Here is a 19832-nt window from a genome sequence, read left to right as displayed (position 1 = left end):
TAAGGCGAATGGAGAAATACCGTGGCAGCAACGATGTATCACGAAGAGGATGCTGATCTATCAATCATCCAGGGTCGCAAAGTCGCGATCATCGGTTACGGCTCACAAGGACATGCACACGCACTTAACTTGCGTGATAGCGGTGTCGATGTTCGAGTTGGACTAAAAGACGGTTCACCATCACGCGCGAAGGCAGAAGCAGAAGGCCTACGTGTTGTAAGTGTTGCTGAAGCTGTTAAGGAATCAACTGTCATCATGATCTTGGCGCCAGATCACCTACAACGCCACATCTACACAGATTCAATTTTGCCTAACCTAAAAGATGGCGATGCATTGTTCTTCGGACACGGATTCAACATTCGCTTCGGTTACATCAAGCCATCAGCATCAGTTGATGTTTGCATGGTTGCTCCAAAGGGCCCAGGACACCTTGTGCGTCGTGAGTACGCAGCAGGTCGCGGAGTTCCAGTAATTGTTGCAGTTGAGCAAGATGCAACAGGAAACGCATGGCCATTGACACTTTCATATGCAAAGGCAATCGGCGGATTACGCGCAGGCGGAATTCTTACAACATTTACTGAAGAGACTGAAACAGATCTATTTGGTGAGCAGTCAGTACTTTGTGGTGGAGCATCACAGCTAGTTATGTACGGATTCGAAACACTAACTGAAGCTGGATACCAGCCAGAGGTTGCATACTTCGAGTGCTTGCACGAACTTAAGTTGATCGTTGACCTTATGTACGAAGGCGGAATTGCAAAGCAGCGTTGGTCAGTTTCTGACACAGCTGAGTTCGGTGATTATGTTTCTGGTCCACGCGTTATTGATCCACGCGTTAAGGAAAACATGAAGGCAGTTCTTGCAGATATCCAAAGCGGAGCATTTGCAAAGCGCTTCATCGATGACCAAGAGGCTGGAGCACCTGAATTTAAGTCACTTCGCGCTAAGGGAGAGACACACCCAATCGAGGCTGTTGGCCGCGAACTCCGCAAGATGTTCTCTTGGATGAAGCAGTCAAAGGGCGACGATTACAAGGAAGGCAGCGCAGCGCGTGGCTAAACCTATTGTTTTAATCGCTGAAGAGCTCAGCCCTGCAACACTTGAAGCACTAGGTCCTGATTTTGAAGTTGTTAACTGCGATGGTGCAAACCGTGCAGAACTTCTTGCAGCACTTGCTAAAGGTGTAGATGCGGTTTTGATTCGTTCTGCAACAAAGATGGATTCAGAAGCGATTGCAGCAGCAAAGGGCCTAAAGGTTATTGCCCGTGCTGGTGTTGGTCTTGATAACGTTGATATTCCTGCAGCAACAGCTGCTGGTGTCATGGTTGTTAATGCACCTACATCAAACATTGTTTCTGCAGCTGAATTAGCAATCTCATTGTTGATGGCTTCTGCACGTTTCATCTCTCCAGCACACGCAGCATTGCGTAATGGAAAGTGGGCACGTTCAAAGTACACAGGCGCTGAGATCTTTGAAAAGACACTTGGAATTGTTGGCTTTGGTCGCATCGGACAATTAGTTGCGCACCGCATGCAGGCATTTGGAATGGATGTAGTTGCTTACGATCCATACCTACAGCCAGCGCGTGCTGCACAACTTGGTGTTCGTTTAGTTGAACTTGATGAACTTCTTAAGATTTCAGATTTCATCACCATTCACCTTCCAAAGACAAAGGAAACTGCAAACCTAATCGGCGTAGAAGCGCTGAAGAAGGTTAAGCCTTCTGTTCGCATCATTAATGCCGCTCGTGGTGGCGTGCTTGATGAGGCTGCATTGTTTGATGCAATCACTGAAGGACGTGTTGCAGGAGCTGGTCTTGATGTGTTCTCAACAGAACCATGCACAGACTCACCACTATTTACTTTGGATCAAGTTGTAGCAACACCTCACTTGGGTGCATCAACAGATGAAGCTCAAGAGCGTGCAGGTATTGCTGTTGCTGTGTCAGTGCGTAAAGCACTTGCAGGCGAGCTTGTTCCAGATGCGGTTAACGTAAAGGGCGGAGCAATCCACGAAGAGATTCGTCCAAGCCTGCCTTTAGTAGAGAAGATGGCTCAGATCGCAACTGCGATCGCAGGAGAAGCTCCAGTAAGTATGGATCTGACTGTTAAGGGCGATATTTCTGGCCACGATTCATCAATCCTTGCAACAAGCGCTCTAAAGGGTGCATTACTTGGATGCGGACTTTCAGATGTTACTTACGTAAATGCACCAGCACTTGCTGCAGAGCGTGGAGTTACCTCATCTGTAACTACAGATCCAGAAAGCCCTGAGTACCGCAGCATGATCTCTCTTCGCGCAGCACTTGCTGACGGAAAGATTGTCACTGTTGATGGAACTCTGATGGGAATTCGCAAGGTTGAGAAGATCATTGCAATTGATGGTTTTGATCTTGATCTTCCACCAACTGAAAATCTTTTGTTCCTTCGTTACTCAGACAAGCCAGGTGTTGTTGGCGCTGTCGGTAACGCACTTGGAAAAGCTGGCCTAAACATCGCGGGCATGCAGGTTGCACGAAGTGCAGCTGGCGGAGAAGCGCTAATGGCGATCACCGTTGATTCACAAATCAGTGACGAACTAACTACGGCAATCAAAAAGGAAACAGGAGCAGATCTAGTTCGCTCCGTAACTTTGGTGGGGTAATGACAACAATTAATTTAGCTGTAATTGCAGGCGATGGAATTGGCCCTGAGGTTGTTGGTGAAGGCCTCAAGGTTCTAGATGTTGTTGCGAAGAAGTACGGAGTTGAATTCAAGAAAACTTCTTACGATCTTGGTGCAGCGTTTTGGCATCGCACAGGTGAAGTTCTGCCTGATGCAACATTGGCAGATCTTGCTAAGGCAGATGTAATTTTGCTGGGCGCAGTTGGAGATCCAACGGTTCCAAGTGGAGTTTTAGAGCGCGGACTTTTACTAAAGCTTCGCTTTGCCTTTGATCACTACATCAATCTGCGTCCGGCTCGATTAATGCCTGGTGTTACTGGACCTCTTGCTACTAAGGCTCCAATTGATTTTGTTGTTGTTCGCGAAGGTACAGAAGGCCCATATGTTGGTGCTGGTGGAGTACTTGCTGAAGGTACTGATGCAGAGATTGCAACAGAGGAAAGCCTTAATACTCGTCGAGGGGCAGAGCGTGTAATCCGTGATGCTTTTGAGCGTGCTTCAAAGCGTGAACGCAAGAAGTTAACACTTGTACATAAGAACAATGTGCTTACACGTGCTGGCGGATTATGGACTCGTACATTCAACGAGGTCGCAAAGGAATACCCAGCGATCACAACTGATTATTTACATGTTGATGCCGCTTCTATGTTCTTTGTAACTAATCCAGATCGTTTTGATGTTGTTGTAACAGATAACCTTTTCGGAGACATCCTTACCGATATCGCAGCTGCGATTTGTGGCGGAATTGGTCTTGCTGCCTCTGGAAACATCAACCCAACCGGCAAGTTCCCATCTATGTTTGAGCCCGTTCATGGTTCAGCACCAGATATCGCTGGAAAGAATTTAGCTGACCCAACTGCAACAGTAATGTCGGTTGCCATGATGCTTGATCACTTAGGACTAACAGATGCTGCCCGCGATGTTGAGCGAGTAGTTGCTGCAGATCTTGCAACTCGTGGAGACAAGAAGCGAAGCACTACTGAAATTGGAGATGCGCTAGCAAGCGCTCTGTAATCATGAAGATCACTCTTAATCCCAACGCTAAAGATGCAGCGACGCGTGATGCGCTAGTTGCTGAAGGTGGTTTTGGAAAGTACTACACCGATCACATGGTGATGTGCGAATGGAGTGAAGCGGATGGTTGGGGCGAACCTCACCTCATGCCGTACGGACCAATCTCATTAGACCCTGCAACAGCTGTGTTTCATTACGGCCAAGAGATCTTTGAAGGAATGAAGGCGTACCGCCAACCTGATGGATCAATTGGATTGTTCCGTCCAACGGCAAATGCAAAGCGTTTTGCTAACTCTGCAAAGCGTTTAGCTTTGCCTGAAATGCCAGTTGAATTATTTATGGAAACAGTAGAAGCACTTGTGAAGCAAGATGCAGGCTGGGTTCCAAACAAGGTGGGGGAGTCGTTGTACATCCGCCCATTTATGATCGCAACTGAGGTCGGTTTAGGTGTGCGCCCAACAAATAAGGCAACGTACCTTCTTATTGCAACACCAGCGGGTGCTTACTTTGATCCATCAAAGGCTGTTTCTGTATGGATCTCAACAGAGTATGTTCGCGCAGCTCAAGGTGGAACAGGCGAGGCTAAGTGCGGCGGAAATTACGCAGCATCTTTGGTTGCACAAAAAGCTGCAGCAAAAGAAGGTTGCGATCAGGTTGTATGGATCGATGCCAAAGAGCGTAAGTGGATTGAAGAGATGGGCGGCATGAACCTTTACTTCGTAAAGGGAAAAGGCGCAGATGCAACCGTTATTACTCCAAAGCTAACTGGAACTTTATTGCCTGGAATCACGCGCGATTCAATTTTGTCAGTTGCCGCAGATCTTGGCTACAAGGTTGATGAAGTGATGTTATCTATCGATGATTGGCGTGATGGAGTTACATCAGGTGAGATCACTGAAATTTTTGCATGCGGAACCGCAGCAGTTGTTTCTCCAGTTGGTCAGGCAAAGAGTGCAATGGGTACCTGGGTAACTGGTGATGGTCAGCCAGGAACGATCACTATGCAGATCCGCAATCACTTACTTGGAATTCAGCACGGCACAATTGCAGACAAGCACAACTGGATGAGTGCGGTTAAGTAATGCCAGTTAATGATGCATTCCATATCTACGACACAACCCTGCGCGATGGGGCACAGCAAGAGGGTCTAAATCTTTCTGTTCATGACAAGCTCAATATTGCGCGCCACCTTGATGATTTAGGTGTTGGCTTTATTGAAGGTGGTTGGCCAGGGGCAAATCCAAAGGACACCGAATTCTTCGCGCTTGCTAAAAAAGAGTTAAAACTAAAGAACGCAACTTTTGTTGCTTTCGGTGCAACTCGTCGTCCAAATGCAAAAGCTGCAGATGATGTTTTACTTGGAGCGCTTCGCGATAGCGGTGCCCCTGCTGTAACACTTGTCGCAAAGGCTTTTGATCGCCATGTTGATCTTGCACTTAAGACAACGCTGGATGAAAACCTTGCAATGATCCGCGACTCTGTGACTCACTTAATTCAAGAGGGCCAGCGTGTATTTCTTGATGCGGAGCACTTCTTTGATGGCTACCGCAGCAATCGCGCATACGCACTTGAAGTTGTTCGCGTTGCCGCAGAAGCAGGTGCAGATGTAATTGCACTGTGCGATACCAATGGTGGCATGTTGCCAGATGAACTTTCACAGGTAGTTCATGATGTTTTAACTGCAAGTAGCGCTCGTTTAGGTATTCATTGCCACAACGACACAGGGTGTGCAGTTGCAAACTCAATGGCAGCAGTTGCTGCTGGAGCCACACACGTTCAGGGAACATTGAATGGATACGGTGAGCGCACAGGTAACGCCGACCTAGTAACAATCATTGCCAACCTAGAGCTTAAGAAGAAGCAGTTAGTGCTTCCTCCAGATTCACTTCGCGAAGCTTTCAGAATTTCACACGCAGTAGCTGAAGTTACAAATGTCGCCCCAAGTTCACGTCAACCATATGTAGGCGTATCAGCATTTGCTCATAAGGCTGGATTGCATGCAAGTGCGATTAAGGTCGATCCATCGTTGTATCAACACGAAGATCCATCATCTGTCGGAAACGATATGCGTATGTTGGTTTCAGATATGGCCGGCCGCGCTTCAATCGAATTGAAATCACAAGAGCTAGGCGTAGATCTTGGTGGAGATAAAGAGCTAATCGGTCGCATCGTTGATCGCGTAAAAGAAATGGAATCACGCGGATTTACCTTTGAGGCTGCAGATGCTTCATTTGAACTGTTGGTTCATGAAGAGATGTCAGGAAAGCGTCCATCATTCTTTACTATCAATCACTGGGTTACATCTGTAGTTCGTGCTGCGGATCAAAGTATTACAACAAAGGCTGAGGTCACTGTTACAGCAATGGGTCAAGAGATCACATGTAATGGTGAAGGTAATGGTCCGGTTAACGCATTTGATAACGCGCTTCGCACAGGCCTGTTGAAGTTGTATCCAGAGCTTTCATCTCTCGAACTAACCGATTACAAGGTTCGTATTCTTGAAGGTCGTCTTGGAACAGGTGCGGTTACACGCGTTCTGGTTGAAACTAGCGATGGCAAGGGTGAATGGAACACTGTTGGTGTTCATGAAAACGTTATTGCAGCCTCAGCGATGGCTCTTGAAGATGCGGTCACCTTTGGCCTACTACGCCAAGGACGCAAGCCCGAGTAAACTCTTTACGTGAGCGAAAATTATGAAAAGCTGATTGCAGCTTTTACTCGCCACTTAGAAGTTGAACGATCACTTTCCGTTCACACCATTCGTGCCTATATCGGTGATCTTGAAAGTCTTGTTGATCACCTACAAAATATTGGGGTTGCAGATATCTCGCAATTAGAACTTATTCACCTTCGTTCCTGGCTTGCAAATCAGCAAGTTAAAGGGGGAGCGCGCACAACACTTTCGCGCAGAGCGGTTTCAGTTCGCTTATTTACAAAATGGGCGGTTAAAAATAAGTATTTAGCAAAGGATGTTGCAGCAACATTGGCAACACCAAAAGGACATCGCACCTTGCCTGAAGTCTTAGAAATTGCCGATGCAAAGGTGGCAATGGATTCACTTGCAACAAGGGCTGCCGAAGAAGAAACCCCAATTTCATTGCGCGATGTTGCGATGGTTGAAATGTTGTACGCATCGGGTGCACGTGTTGCCGAACTATGTGGTTTGGACTTAGGCGATGTTGATTACGATCGACAAACGATTCGGGTTTTAGGTAAGGGAAATAAGGAGCGCACAATTCCGCTAGGAAACCCGGCGATGCGTGCTCTTAATGCCTACCTAAAGGATGCGCGGGATTCTTTAAAAAACGCACAGTCGGCTAACGCAGTTTTCTTAGGCGCTCGTGGAAAACGAATCGATCAACGCACAGTTCGAACCGTTGTGTACAACGCCCTGCAAGCAATTGAAGGAATCGAACGAATGGGTCCACACGCGTTGCGACATTCAGCTGCGACCCATTTATTAGAGGGCGGTGCGGATTTGCGCACGGTGCAAGAAATTTTGGGCCATGCATCTTTAGCAACAACACAGATTTATACCCACGTATCAACTGAGCGCTTACAAAAAGCGTTCAAGCAGGCGCATCCACGCGCATGAGATCTGCACTTGTAGTCATACCTACTTATAACGAGGCACAAAGCATCGGAGAACTTCTTTCCTCGCTCAAGCTTTTGGATTGTGATGTCCTTGTCATTGATGATGGTTCGCCCGATGGAACGGCATCAATCATTCGCACGCATGGCATTGAGGTAATTGAGCGCGAAGGAAAACAAGGTTTAGGCAGCGCGTACAGAACTGGTTTTTCAATCGCACTTGAACGTGGCTACACCTATGTGATTCAAATGGATGCCGATGGTTCTCACCAGGTAAGTGATTTGCAAAAGATGATGGAATGGATTGGCAGTGCGGATGTATTAATCGGTTCTCGATATGTAAAGGATGGTGGAGTTGCTAATTGGAGCAAGTTCCGCGAAAACTTATCGAAATCTGCAAACCGGTATGCAAATGTTCTTCTTTCCTTGGGTATTAAGGACACAACTTCAGGGTTTCGAATTTATACATCTGAGCTCTTGCGAAAAATGGAGATCTCAACGATTCGCAGCGAGGGGTATTGCTTTCAGATTGAGATGACCCGCAGGGCCATTACTCGTGGGGGATCTGTTGCTGAAATTCCAATCACCTTTATCGAACGAGCCCATGGGGTAAGCAAAATGTCCTTCGCCATCGCGCTAGAAGCGGTGCTTCGGATCACTGCATGGGGAGCTTTGCGCCTAATCGGGCGGTAATTTCTGCGCTCACGCTCAGGTAGGATTTCCCCTGCATGTTGATCTTTTCGGTCGTCCGAATAATCGATGTGACATCTCAGCACTCACTGACTTAGGTCGGCACAACCACCTCGGTCCACAAGAAATTGTGGTCGGTGATTTTGAGTGCGACGGGCCCAACAAATTGTTTGGCCATAAACCGAGCGGGTTTTCTTCTGCTGCGCAGAAAAAACCTAAGAAGGAGTATGCCGTCATGGCAGTTGTAACAATGCGAGAGCTCCTCGACAGCGGAGTCCACTTCGGACACCAGACTCGTCGATGGAACCCAAAGATGAAGCGCTTTATTTTCACAGAGCGCAATGGCATCTACATCATCGACATCCAGCAATCACTTGCACTTATCGATTCAGCGTATGAATTTGTTAAGGACACTGTTGCTAAGGGTGGCCACGTTTTGTTCGTTGGAACAAAGAAGCAAGCACATATGCCAATCATCAATCACGCAGCACGCGTTGGAATGCCAACAGTGACTGAGCGTTGGTTGGGCGGAATGCTTACTAACTTCCCAACTGTGTACAAGCGTATTCAGCGTCTGAAGGAGCTAGAAGCTCTTGAAGAGAAGAACGATCTACTTCTTACAAAGAAGGAGCTTCTTGTTCTACGTCGCGAACGCGAAAAACTATTTAAGAACCTTGACGGTATCCGCAACATGACTAAGTTGCCTTCAGCAATTTGGGTTGTAGATACAAAGAAGGAACACCTTGCAGTTCAGGAAGCGAAGAAGCTTGGTATTCCAGTTATCGCAATCTTGGATACAAACTGCGATCCAGATGAGGTTGATTACAAGATTCCTGGTAACGATGATGCAATTCGTTCAATCGACTTGCTAACTCGCGTTATCACAGATGCAATTGCAGCTGGCCTTCAGGCACGTTCTGCAAATGTTAAGGCTGAAACAAAGAGTGATGCTCCAGCTGTTGCTGCGGGCGAGCCATTAGCTGATTGGGAGAAGGAAATTCTCGACGGTTCAGCAGCGGCACCAACAACACCGGAGGCATAAATTGGCTAACTACACAGCTGAAGATGTAAAGAAGCTTCGCGAAGCAACTGCAGCAGGAATGCTGGATTGCAAGAAGGCTTTGGATGAAGCAGAAGGCGACTACAACAAGGCGCTAGACATCATTCGTGTTAAGGGACTTAAGGGCATTACAAAGCGCGAAGGTCGTCTAACTTCAAATGGTGCAGTTGTTGCAAAGGTCGAGGGCAACCTTGGCGTAATGCTTGAACTGAACTGCGAAACAGATTTCGTTGCAAAGGGCGAGCGATTTGTTGCACTTGCAGATGAGCTTCTTGCACATCTACAAAACGCACAGTCTGATTCTCTAGAGGCGTTCCTTGCTTCAACAATGTCTAACGGCAACACCGTTCAGGCAACTGTTGATGAGGCAAATGCAACTATGGGCGAAAAGATTGAAGTTCGTCGCATTGCAGTAATCAAGGATTCACCAGTTGGAATTTACTTGCACCGTACAAGCCCAGATCTACCACCACAAGTTGGTGTATTGGTTGAACTTGTTAAGGATGCAGCTGAAGTTGGCAAGGACATCGCACAGCACATTGCAGCATTTGCTCCGCAGTTTGTTAATCGTGAAGATGTTCCAGCTGATTTGATCGAGAACGAGCGCCGTATCGCAGAAGAGACAGCGCGCGAAGAGGGTAAGCCCGAGGCTTCACTTTCAAAGATCATCGAAGGCCGCGTGACCGGTTTCGTTAAGGAAGTTTCCTTGATCGAGCAGTCATTCGCTAAGGATGCAAAGAAGACTGTAAAGCAGATCCTCGATGAGGCTGGAACAGCTGTTAAGGCGTTCCATCGCTTCCGCGTGGGTCAATAAGGACAAGGTCTGATCGCTTAGACTTAGTTCATCCAGTAATTAATGGCCTAAAAACCTAGAAGATTAAGGAGCACTCATGCCCGGTACAAGAGGAACGTATCGGAGAGTGCTCCTTAAACTTTCTGGAGAAGTTTTTGGTGGAGCAAAGGGCATTGGTGTTGATCCCGATGTTGTTCAAGATATCGCTAAGCAAATTGCAGATGTAGCTCGCAGCGGCGTGCAGGTAGCGATCGTTGTTGGAGGCGGTAATTACTTCCGCGGAGCAGAGCTTTCACAGCGCGGCATGGATCGTTCTCGCGCCGACTACATGGGAATGCTCGGAACAGTTATGAACTGTCTAGCACTTCAAGATTTCCTAGAAAAAGAGGGTGTAGCAACCCGCGTTCAAACCGCGATCACTATGGGACAGGTTGCAGAGCCATACATTCCATTGCGCGCAATCCGTCACCTTGAAAAGGGTCGCGTAGTTATTTTTGGTGCAGGTGCAGGAATGCCATTCTTTACAACAGATACTGTTTCAGCACAGCGCGCACTTGAAATCGGTGCAGAAGCACTGTTGCTAGCAAAGAGCGGTGTTGATGGCGTGTACAGCGCAGATCCAAAGAAGGATCCCGCAGCAACTAAGTACGACACAATTTCATACGACGAAGTACTTTCTAAGTCACTTGCAGTTGCAGATGCTGCAGCTTTTGCACTGTGCCGCGAAAACAAGTTACCGATCGTTGTATTTGATCTAATGAAAAATGGAAATATCGCTCGCGCAGTACGTGGCGAAACAATTGGAACTCTCGTCGCATAAGCGATGAGTTGTGTATTAAGAAGTAGTTAGAGGAGCACAGACCATGGCAGATGTAGCAAGCGCCCTGAAGGACGCTGAAACTAAGATGAATAAAGCGGTTGAGGTTGCAAAGGATGACTTTGCTTCAATCCGCACAGGTCGTGCGCACCCATCATTGTTTAACAAGGTGATGGTTGATTACTACGGTACGTACACATCACTGTCGCAATTGGCATCTATCCAGGTTCCAGAAGCACGCATGGCGATTATCGCTCCATTTGATAAGGGCGCCATGGCTTCAATTGAAAAGGCGATTCGCGAATCAGATCTAGGTGTAAACCCAGGAAATGATGGCGTTGTTATACGCGTTAACTTCCCACAACTGACTGAAGAACGCCGCAAGGAGTACATCAAGGTTGTTAAGGGCAAGGCAGAGGATTCAAAGATTTCTATGCGAAATATCCGTCGCGCTGCAAAAGAAGCGATGGAAAAGATGGAAAAAGATGGCGATATCGGTAAAGATGATTTAGCACGTGGCGAAAAAGAGCTTGAAAAAATCACTGCAGATCATGTTGCAAAGGTAGATGAGCTTCTCAAGCACAAGGAGGTCGAACTCCTCGAGGTTTAAGGGGTTCACTTATGTCCGATCTACATTCGATAAACGAAGCGATCAATAAGAAAGCAGGGCGAAAGCTTCTGCCTTCTATTGGCGTTGGTTTGTCATTGATTGGATTAGTGTGGTTTGCACTTTCTTACCAGCGCGAAATTTTCGCAATTGTGGTGGCAATTGCCGTTGTACTTGGTGTTCGCGAAATCGTTCGAGCATTCGCTGCGCATTCGATTACTGTCTCATTTAATGGATTAGCGTTAGCGACAATTGGACTTTCATATGCCGCCTGGAATGGGGGAGTTGCAGGTCTTGCAATTGCAACAGCTATTGCATTCCCACTTCTACTCATTCGTGCATTAATTCAAGGCCCAGAAGGATTTGTGGCCAAGGCAACTGGAACAACATTCGCATTGCTCTACCTGCCATTTCTTGCAGGCTTTTTAATCTTGCTCGCAATTCCAAGCACTGGTTTTCAGCGCGTAATGACCTTTATGGTTTTAGTTGGTTGCAACGACACCTTTGGTTACATCGTTGGAGTTCTATTTGGAAAGCACCCCTTGGTTCCAACAATTTCTCCTAAGAAAACATGGGAAGGCCTTGCTGGTTCAACTGTATTTACAGTTGTCGGTGGCTGCCTAGCCTTTAAATACATCATGGATATGCACTGGTGGATCGGAATCATCGTTGGTTTGATGATTGTTTTCACCGCTACCTGTGGAGACTTAATTGAAAGCGCCATGAAGCGCGACATGAGTTTGAAGGATATGGGCTCACTGCTTCCGGGACATGGCGGAATGTTGGATCGCTTAGATTCTGTAGTTTTATCAGCCCCTGCCATGTGGTTGGCACTTGAACTTGTGAAGCGTTACCTATGAGCGGCCAAGTTCCTGAAGTAAAGCTAGTTTTCGATGAGCCTGTTCAACGCAAGAAGGCACCGAAGCATCTAGCTGATTTCTCACCTGCAGATCGCAAAGCCTTTGCTAAAGAGCTTGGATTTCAACCCTTCCGTGCTTCACAGGTAGCAAATCACTACTTCTCGCACCTATCTAATAATCCTGATGAGTGGACTGATATTCCTGCAGCAGAGCGCAGCAGTATCGCTGAAGCACTGACTCCAAAGATGATCGAATTAGTTACAACGCGTACTACAGATAACGGAATGACCCGTAAAGATTTATGGAAGTTGCACGATGGAGTATTAGTTGAGAGCGTTTTAATGCGCTACACAGATCGCGCAACAGTTTGTATTTCATCTCAAGCAGGTTGCGGAATGAACTGTCCATTCTGCGCAACTGGGCAAGCGGGATTAACTCGCAACCTTTCAGCTGCTGAAATTACAGATCAAATCGTTGCCGCAGCGCGCGTGTGTGCAAATGGTGAACTACCGGGTGGGCCAACTCGACTTTCAAATATTGTTTTCATGGGTATGGGCGAACCGCTTGCTAACTACAACGCGGTCGTTCGCACACTTCGCAATATCACTGAACCAAACCCTGACGGACTTGGCATCTCTGCTCGCTCAGTAGTGGTTTCAACTGTTGGTCTTGTTAACGGTATTGAAAAGCTGATGGATGAAGGAATCAACTGCACTTTAGCTGTTTCGCTTCACACGCCAGATGACGAACTACGTGATTCCTTGGTGCCAATCAACAATCGATTTAATGTTCGCGAAGTATTGGCTGCAGCAGATGCTTACGAAAAGAAGACAGGCCGCCGATATTCAATCGAGTACGCCCTGATCCGCGATATTAATGATCAATCGTGGCGTTCAGATCTATTGGGGCGCTTACTGAAAAACCGCAACGCGCACGTAAATCTGATTCCACTTAACCCAACTCCGGGTTCCAAGTGGACCGCGTCCCGCCGCGAAGATGAAGCCGAGTTTGTCAGAATCCTCGAAAGTTACGGGGTTCCAGTAACTGTTCGCGATACCCGTGGTCGTGAAATCGATGGTGCATGTGGCCAGCTAGCGGCAGCAGAAAAGGCTTCCCCGTCAGCCTAATTCTTGGCTAGTTAGATTAAGGCGTAATTGCTAGGCTCTTGCACATGAAAAAGCTTAGTAACTTCATCAATGGTAAGTCAGTCGATTCATCCTCTGGCGAAACAACAACACTTGTAAATCCAGCGACAGGGCAGCCCTTTGCCACCGCTCCTAAATCAAATGCAGCTGATATTGATGCAGCATTTAAAGCGGCAAGTGATGCATTTGTTGATTGGCGCGATTCAACACCATCGCAACGTCAACGTGCTTTGTTGAAGATCGCCGATGCGATTGAAGAGCGCGCCGAAGAGGTTATTGGTATCGAATGTGAAAATACAGGAAAACCTATTTCGCTAACAACTTCCGAAGAAGTTCCACCAATGGTTGATCAGATTCGCTTCTTTGCAGGTGCGGCACGAAATCTTGAAGGAAAATCAGCTGGTGAGTACATGCCAGGAATGACATCAATGATTCGTCGCGAACCTGTTGGAGTAATCGGTCAGGTAACTCCGTGGAACTATCCAATGATGATGGCGGTGTGGAAGTGGGCACCAGCTATTGCTGCAGGTAACACCGTTGTTCTAAAGCCAAGTGATACAACTCCTGCATCAACTGTATGGATGGCAAATTTGATGTCAGAGTTTTTACCAGCAGGTGTTTTCAATGTTGTGTGCGGCGAGCGCGAAACAGGTGCATCACTTGTTAACCACGCACGTCCAGATATGGTTTCAATTACAGGTTCAGTTGGTGCAGGTATTCAGGTTGCTGAATCTGCAGCAAAGCAGGTTAAGCGAGTTCACCTTGAGCTTGGTGGTAAAGCACCAGTTGTTGTATTTGCAGATGCAGATTTAGCGGCGGCGGCAGAAGCGATTGCGATCGCGGGTTACTTCAATGCAGGTCAAGATTGCACGGCAGCAACCCGAGTAATTGTTCAAGACTCTGTGTATGACGAGTTTGTTGCTCTCATTACGGAGCAAGCAAAGCAGATTGCTATCGGTGCACCTGCCGATGAGGATGTTTTCCTAGGACCGGTAAACAACGCTAATCAACTGACCCGCGTGTCAGATCTACTGTCACGAGTTCCAGCTCATGCCCAGGTGATGGCCGGCGGAAGCGCACTTGATCGCCCAGGTTTCTTCTTCCCTGCAACCGTTGTTGCTGGCCTGCGCCAGGATGATGAGCTGATCCAGAAGGAGATCTTCGGGCCGGTAATTACAGTTCAGAAGTTCAGCGATGAGGCTCAAGCGGTCTCCATGGCCAATGGCGTCGAATATGGATTGGCTTCAAGCGTGTGGACCGCCAACCACGGAACCGCGATGCGAATGGCTAAGGCCTTTGACTTCGGCTGCGTCTGGATCAATACCCACATTCCGCTGGTTGCTGAAATGCCTCATGGAGGATTCAAGCGCTCCGGATATGGCAAAGATCTCTCTAGTTACGGCTTCGAGGACTACACCCGAATCAAGCATGTGATGACTAATCTTGGGGCGTAGTATTTCCCCCTGTTCGTTAGACCTATCCGCCCACTACCCACAGAAAGCTTGAGGCTCGGTAATCCGACAACTAGCTTGTGCTTAACCCTTAAGGAGTAAATCAGTATGTCAAAAGAAAGTTCACTCTCACCAGAAGCGCGTTCAGTATTAGGTGCAATGGTTTCTCGCCGCGGAGTACTCGCAGGCGCAGGTGGTTTAGGTGCAGCAGGATTATTAGCTGCTTGTGGTGGCGGAGGTTCATCTTCTGCTGGAGATAAGAACACCGTTCGTTGGGGTAACTGGCCGTTGTACCTTGATTACGACGAGAAGACAAAGAAGTACCCAACACTAGAAAAGTTTTCAAAGGAATCTGGAATCACGGCAAAGTACTTTGAAGATTACAACGACAACGATGAGTTCTTTGGAAAAGTTCAAGCGCAGTTAAAGCTTGGCGAAGATATTGGTTACGACCTTGTTACACCAACTGACTGGATGGCAGCTCGCTGGATCCGTCTTGGCTACACACAAAAGTTTGATGCAGCAAATATTCCTAACAAGGTGAACATTCTTGATTCACTTGCATCACCATCATTTGATCCAAACCGTGAGCAATCACTGACATGGCAGGGAATCATGTCCGGTTTTGGTTGGAACACAGCTAAGAATCCAAAGGGAATTCACACGCTTGATGAACTGTTTGCTCCACAGAACAAGGGAAAGATCGTTGTTCTCTCAGAAATGCGCGACACAATCGGTATCATCTTGCGCTCGCAAGGCGTAAACCTTCAGACAGTTACTGAAGATCAGTTCATGAACGCAGTTGATTTCATGGCTAAGAAGATTAGCGATGGCTGGATTCGCGGCGTAAAGGGCAATGAATACGCAGAGGACCTCACATCAGGTGATGCAACAGCTGTAATTGGCTGGTCTGGCGATATGTTTATTTTGAAATCTGAAAATGAAGGAAAGTTTGACTTCGCAATCCCTGAGTCAGGCGGAACTATTTCAGGTGACAACATGATGATTCCTTCAACAGCATCCGCAGAAGGAAAGGCAAATGCTGAGAAGTTGATCAACTTCTACTACGAGCCAGCAATTGCAGCTGAAGTTGCTGCATATGTGAACTACGTATGTCCTGTTAAGGGCGCACAAGCTGAGATGGAAAAGATTGCTCCTGAATTGGCAAGTAGTCCATTCATCTTCCCTGATGCAGCAACATCAAAGAACTTGAGCGTTTTCCGTTCATTGACTCCTGCTGAAGAGACTTCTTGGGGCGAAGCGTTCCAGAAGGCAGCCGGAAACTAGTGGCGGACGTTTCATCTGCAACGCGAGGAGATCTACGTCTTACTCGCATTACAAAGTCGTACGGTGATTTCACGGCAGTTAATGATCTTTCATTAACCATCCCTGAAGGCTCATTCTTTGCATTGCTCGGACCATCAGGATGTGGAAAGACAACAACTCTTCGAATGATTGCAGGTCTTGAAGAGCCGACTGTTGGAAGCATTCATTTAGGTGCTACCGACATCACCACAAAGCGTCCATACCAACGACCAATTAATACCGTTTTCCAGAACTATGCACTGTTTCCACATTTAACAATCTTTGAAAATATTGCATTCGGTCTGCGTCGACGCGGCATTAAAGATGTAACAGCAGATGTAAACAAGGTTCTTGAATTAGTTGAGCTTCCACATTTGGCACAACGTAAGCCGACACAGCTATCGGGTGGTCAGCAACAGCGCATCGCACTTGCCCGCGCAATTGTTAACCGCCCAGCTTTGTTGCTTCTTGATGAGCCATTGGGTGCACTTGATCTGAAACTGCGTCGTCAGATGCAGATCGAGCTCAAGTGGATTCAGCGCGAAGTTGGATTGACCTTCGTCCACGTAACACATGATCAAGAAGAGGCCATGACAATGGCTGACACGATCGCAGTTATGAACGAGGGCGAGATTGAGCAGATGGGATCTCCTGCAGATCTCTATGACAATCCAGAGACAGCATTTGTTGCCAACTTCTTGGGTCAATCAAACTTGATCAAGGGTCGCATTGAAGGCACAGATGGCGACAACCTTGTAGTTGATCTATTTGGTCAAAAGATTTCAATGCCAAAGAACCGCAGTCATGCAGTTGATAAATCAATGTATGCAGGTATTCGCCCAGAAAAGTTCCGCATTTCTTTAGTTGGGACCCCAACTCGCGGAAATATTCTTACTGGTGGTCGCATCGAAGATGTTTCATACATCGGTGTTTCAACTCAGTACCAAGTGCTTATGCCTTGGGGACAAGAGCTAATGGTCTTTGAGCAAAATGATGATGGTGTTCCACCATTTGATAAGGGCGATGAGGTTGTCATTTCTTGGGAGCCAAACTTCACCTTTGCATTGCGTGGAGATGAGGATGTTGAAGCAGGTCTTGAGGTAACCCCTGAGGATCTCGACGAGGAATGAGCAACGCCTTGTCTAAGGTGAAGATGCCTTACCTGTTGTTGCTTCCAGGTTTCCTATTTCTTTTTACCTTCTTTGTCTTGCCGATCGCAAACCTGGCACAGACTTCAACCCAGACTCCTCTAGCTGGGGGAGATACAGGCCAGTACGAGCAGACCTTCCAATTTTCAAATTACATCAACGCATTTACTGAAAATAAAGAGCAGTTTGGCCGTTCATTTGTTTTTGCATTGTTAGCAACAATCTTGGCATTAGCGATCGCCTACCCGTTGGCTTACGCAATCGCATTTAAAGCAGGACGTTTAAAAAATGTTTTACTCGTTCTTGTTGTTGCACCATTCTTCGTTTCATTCTTGTTGCGTACAGTGGCTTGGAAGCAGATCCTTGGTGAAGAAGGATTTTTCGTTCCCACACTTCGTAATCTCGGAATTATCAGTGAAAGTACAACTCTGACTTCGACTTCTTTTGCAGTTGTCATGGGAATGACCTACAACTTCCTGCCATTTATGACTTTGCCTTTGTACGCATCTTTAGAGCGCATTGATCCGCGCACAATGGAAGCATCCGGCGACCTGTATGCCAATGGAATTACTACCTTCCGCAAGGTGACATTGCCGCTTTCAATGCCCGGTGTTGTCGCAGGAACTTTGCTGACATTTATCCCAGCAGCTGGTGATTATGTAAATGCCGCTATTTTGGGCTCACCAAATACAAAGATGATCGGAAACGTTATTGAATCTCGTTACTTCAAGATCGTTGATTACCCAACCGCTGCCGCGCTTTCATTCACATTAATGGCTGCAATCCTGATTCTTGTCACGATTTATATTCGCAAGGCCGGAACGGAGGAGTTGGTATGACACATCAAAAGGATGCCTCGATCCCAACAATTCCAGTTAAAGCTCGAATTTCACGGTGGTTTGGTCGCAATCTAATTCGCATCTACGCGGTATTTGGTTTCACTTATCTTTTCATTCCAGTTTTATACACATTTGCCTTTTCATTTAATGATTCAGGTAAGTCCAACCTCATCTGGAAGGGCTTTACATTTAATAACTGGAAGAATCCATGTGGTGCGCCAGAGGTTTGTTCTGCCCTTGGAAACTCAATCAAGATTGGTCTTCTAGCGACTACATTTTCAACGATTTTAGGAACGATGATTGCCTTTGCAATTGGTCGTTATGCATTTAAGGGTCGTTCTACATCTAATCTCTTGATTTTCCTACCAATGGCTACACCTGAAATTGTTTTGGGAGCTTCTCTGCTTTCAATGTTCTTGGTGTTTCACATTAACCCAGGATTTTGGCCAACAGTTATCGCGCACATCATGTTCTGTATTTCATTTGTGGTTGTGACGGTAAAAGCCCGTATCGCATCCCTAGATCCACGCCTTGAGCAAGCTGCGATGGATCTTTACGCAAATGAACTCGAAACCTTCCGCCGCGTAACCTTCCCATTGGTAGCCCCAGGTATTGCAGGTGCGGCACTTCTTGCATTCAGCTTGTCCTTTGATGATTTCATCATTACTAATTTCAACTCAGGAACGCTAACAACCTTCCCTAAGTTTGTTTATGTTTCTGCTGCTCGTGGAATCCCAGCGCAGGCAAATGTAATCGGGTCTGCGATGTTTATTCTCGCGCTAGCAATTGTTATCGCAGGTCAATTTGTTGGCCGTAAAACAAAGGTAGCTAAGTGACCAACCACGGCAATATGTATGGCCCCAGCTTTACCTTCTTAGGAATTCCAGCGTGCGATTTAGATGATCCAAAAAGCTATGAAGGCGCGGATGTAATCATTGTTGGTGCGCCAATCGACAGCGGAACATCACATCGATCAGGTGCAAAGTTTGGACCACAAGCCATCCGCGGGGGAGATTACCTGCCGCATGATGGATCACGTCCGCATCTTGCACTTCGTACCGATGGTCTAAAGGATTTAAAGGTCTTTGATGCAGGCGATTTAATGATGCCGGGCGGAGATTTAGTGGCGGCTCTTTCAGTTCTGCGCGAAGCAACTGAGAAAATTTCACGAGCAGGAATCATTCCAGTTGTTCTTGGCGGAGATCACTCAATCGCTTCAGCAGATGTTGCAGGTATTGCAAATCATCGCGGTCTTGGCAAAGTTTCAATGATCCACTTTGATGCACATGCCGATACTGGTGAAGATCAATTTGGAGCCTTGGTTGGGCACGGAACTCCGATGCGCAACTTAATTAACAATGGATTTGTTCGCGGCGATCGTTTTCTACAGTTAGGTCTTCGTGGATATTGGCCGGAGGATGCAACTCTTAATTGGATGCGCGATCAAGGAATGCGCTCATATGAGATGACCGAAATTCACCATCGTGGATTAAAAGCTGTTTTGGATGAATCTTTTGCAACCTTGGTCGATGGCTGCGATGGAGTTTTTCTTTCTGTCGATATTGATGTTGTTGATCCAGGAATGGCGCCAGGGACGGGAACTCCAGAGCCAGGTGGAATGACAAGTCGCGAACTTCTTGAAGCGGTACGCCGTATCTGTTTAGAACTTCCAGTTGTAGGAATAGATGTTGTAGAAGTTGCGCCTCCATTTGATAGCGCAGATATCACTGCAATTCTTGCTAATCGCGTTGTCCTTGAAGCGCTCAGCGCAATCGCAAAGCGCAGATCTGGTGGCGTGTATTCAGCCACTCAGAACCTTCTAGACCGATAATTACCAAATTCTCAAGG

The 19832-nt window shown here is 47.0% G+C and carries 19 protein-coding genes; all 19 read left to right on the top strand.

Annotated elements, in window-relative coordinates:
- Nucleotides 1-33: 33 nt before the first annotated feature.
- The 19 genes from ilvC (at nt 34) to speB (ending at nt 19815) form a co-directional block, all read left to right on the top strand.
- On the top strand, nt 34-1059 hold the full coding sequence (ilvC, locus tag AC8GFU_RS04785; RefSeq protein ID WP_506627170.1) for a ketol-acid reductoisomerase: 1026 nt from the start codon (nt 34-36) through the stop codon (nt 1057-1059).
- Nucleotides 1052-2644, top strand: coding sequence for a phosphoglycerate dehydrogenase (gene serA / locus AC8GFU_RS04780; RefSeq protein ID WP_506626009.1), 1593 nt, complete (start codon nt 1052-1054; stop codon nt 2642-2644). Before ilvC ends, serA begins: the two co-directional genes overlap by 8 nt.
- Complete coding sequence (locus tag AC8GFU_RS04775; protein ID WP_506626008.1) at nt 2644-3678, top strand: 3-isopropylmalate dehydrogenase; 1035 nt, start codon at nt 2644-2646, stop codon at nt 3676-3678. The genes serA and AC8GFU_RS04775 overlap by 1 nt, the downstream gene beginning before the upstream one ends.
- A gap of 2 nt (nt 3679-3680) precedes the next feature.
- Nucleotides 3681-4760: a branched-chain amino acid aminotransferase gene (locus AC8GFU_RS04770; protein WP_506626007.1), complete on the top strand. Its 1080-nt coding sequence runs from the start codon at nt 3681-3683 to the stop codon at nt 4758-4760.
- Nucleotides 4760-6349, top strand: a complete 1590-nt coding sequence (gene cimA / locus AC8GFU_RS04765; RefSeq protein ID WP_506626006.1) for a citramalate synthase — start codon at nt 4760-4762, stop codon at nt 6347-6349. Before AC8GFU_RS04770 ends, cimA begins: the two co-directional genes overlap by 1 nt.
- 9 nt (nt 6350-6358) lie before the next feature.
- Complete coding sequence (locus AC8GFU_RS04760) at nt 6359-7273, top strand: tyrosine recombinase XerC (RefSeq protein WP_506626005.1); 915 nt, start codon at nt 6359-6361, stop codon at nt 7271-7273.
- Nucleotides 7270-7962, top strand: coding sequence for a polyprenol monophosphomannose synthase (locus AC8GFU_RS04755; RefSeq protein WP_506626004.1), 693 nt, complete (start codon nt 7270-7272; stop codon nt 7960-7962). Before AC8GFU_RS04760 ends, AC8GFU_RS04755 begins: the two co-directional genes overlap by 4 nt.
- 232 nt (nt 7963-8194) lie before the next feature.
- The gene (gene rpsB, locus AC8GFU_RS04750; RefSeq protein WP_506626003.1) at nt 8195-9001 is read left to right on the top strand and encodes a 30S ribosomal protein S2; all 807 of its coding nucleotides are present in this window, start codon (nt 8195-8197) and stop codon (nt 8999-9001) included.
- Nucleotide 9002: 1 nt separating this feature from the next.
- Nucleotides 9003-9833: a translation elongation factor Ts gene (gene tsf, locus AC8GFU_RS04745; RefSeq protein WP_506626002.1), complete on the top strand. Its 831-nt coding sequence runs from the start codon at nt 9003-9005 to the stop codon at nt 9831-9833.
- 76 nt (nt 9834-9909) lie between these two features.
- The gene (gene pyrH / locus AC8GFU_RS04740) at nt 9910-10632 is read left to right on the top strand and encodes a UMP kinase (protein WP_506626001.1); all 723 of its coding nucleotides are present in this window, start codon (nt 9910-9912) and stop codon (nt 10630-10632) included.
- A 43-nt stretch (nt 10633-10675) separates the two neighbouring features.
- Entirely contained in the window at nt 10676-11239 is a 564-nt protein-coding gene (gene frr, locus AC8GFU_RS04735; protein WP_506626000.1) for a ribosome recycling factor, read from the top strand.
- Nucleotides 11240-11250: 11 nt separating this feature from the next.
- On the top strand, nt 11251-12096 hold the full coding sequence (locus AC8GFU_RS04730; RefSeq protein WP_506625999.1) for a phosphatidate cytidylyltransferase: 846 nt from the start codon (nt 11251-11253) through the stop codon (nt 12094-12096).
- Nucleotides 12093-13223, top strand: coding sequence for a dual-specificity RNA methyltransferase RlmN (gene rlmN / locus AC8GFU_RS04725; RefSeq protein WP_506625998.1), 1131 nt, complete (start codon nt 12093-12095; stop codon nt 13221-13223). Before AC8GFU_RS04730 ends, rlmN begins: the two co-directional genes overlap by 4 nt.
- A gap of 44 nt (nt 13224-13267) precedes the next feature.
- Complete coding sequence (locus AC8GFU_RS04720; RefSeq protein WP_506625997.1) at nt 13268-14695, top strand: gamma-aminobutyraldehyde dehydrogenase; 1428 nt, start codon at nt 13268-13270, stop codon at nt 14693-14695.
- 105 nt (nt 14696-14800) lie between these two features.
- A complete protein-coding gene (locus tag AC8GFU_RS04715; RefSeq protein ID WP_506625996.1) occupies nt 14801-15979 on the top strand; it encodes an ABC transporter substrate-binding protein in 1179 nt (392 codons plus the stop codon).
- Nucleotides 15979-17127, top strand: a complete 1149-nt coding sequence (locus tag AC8GFU_RS04710) for an ABC transporter ATP-binding protein (RefSeq protein WP_506625995.1) — start codon at nt 15979-15981, stop codon at nt 17125-17127. The genes AC8GFU_RS04715 and AC8GFU_RS04710 overlap by 1 nt, the downstream gene beginning before the upstream one ends.
- Complete coding sequence (locus tag AC8GFU_RS04705) at nt 17124-17984, top strand: ABC transporter permease (protein WP_506625994.1); 861 nt, start codon at nt 17124-17126, stop codon at nt 17982-17984. The genes AC8GFU_RS04710 and AC8GFU_RS04705 overlap by 4 nt, the downstream gene beginning before the upstream one ends.
- Nucleotides 17981-18820: an ABC transporter permease gene (locus AC8GFU_RS04700; protein ID WP_506625993.1), complete on the top strand. Its 840-nt coding sequence runs from the start codon at nt 17981-17983 to the stop codon at nt 18818-18820. The genes AC8GFU_RS04705 and AC8GFU_RS04700 overlap by 4 nt, the downstream gene beginning before the upstream one ends.
- Nucleotides 18817-19815, top strand: a complete 999-nt coding sequence (speB, locus tag AC8GFU_RS04695) for an agmatinase (RefSeq protein WP_506625992.1) — start codon at nt 18817-18819, stop codon at nt 19813-19815. Before AC8GFU_RS04700 ends, speB begins: the two co-directional genes overlap by 4 nt.
- The last annotated feature ends 17 nt before the right edge of the window (nt 19816-19832 follow it).

It is taken from the genome of Planktophila warneckei (SeqCode) (assembly GCF_965234675.1).
Taxonomy (GTDB): Bacteria; Actinomycetota; Actinomycetes; order Nanopelagicales; family Nanopelagicaceae; genus Planktophila; species Planktophila warneckei.
The sequence above is the reverse complement of the archived record's forward strand: the minus strand, read 5'-3'. Positions and strand labels throughout refer to the sequence as shown.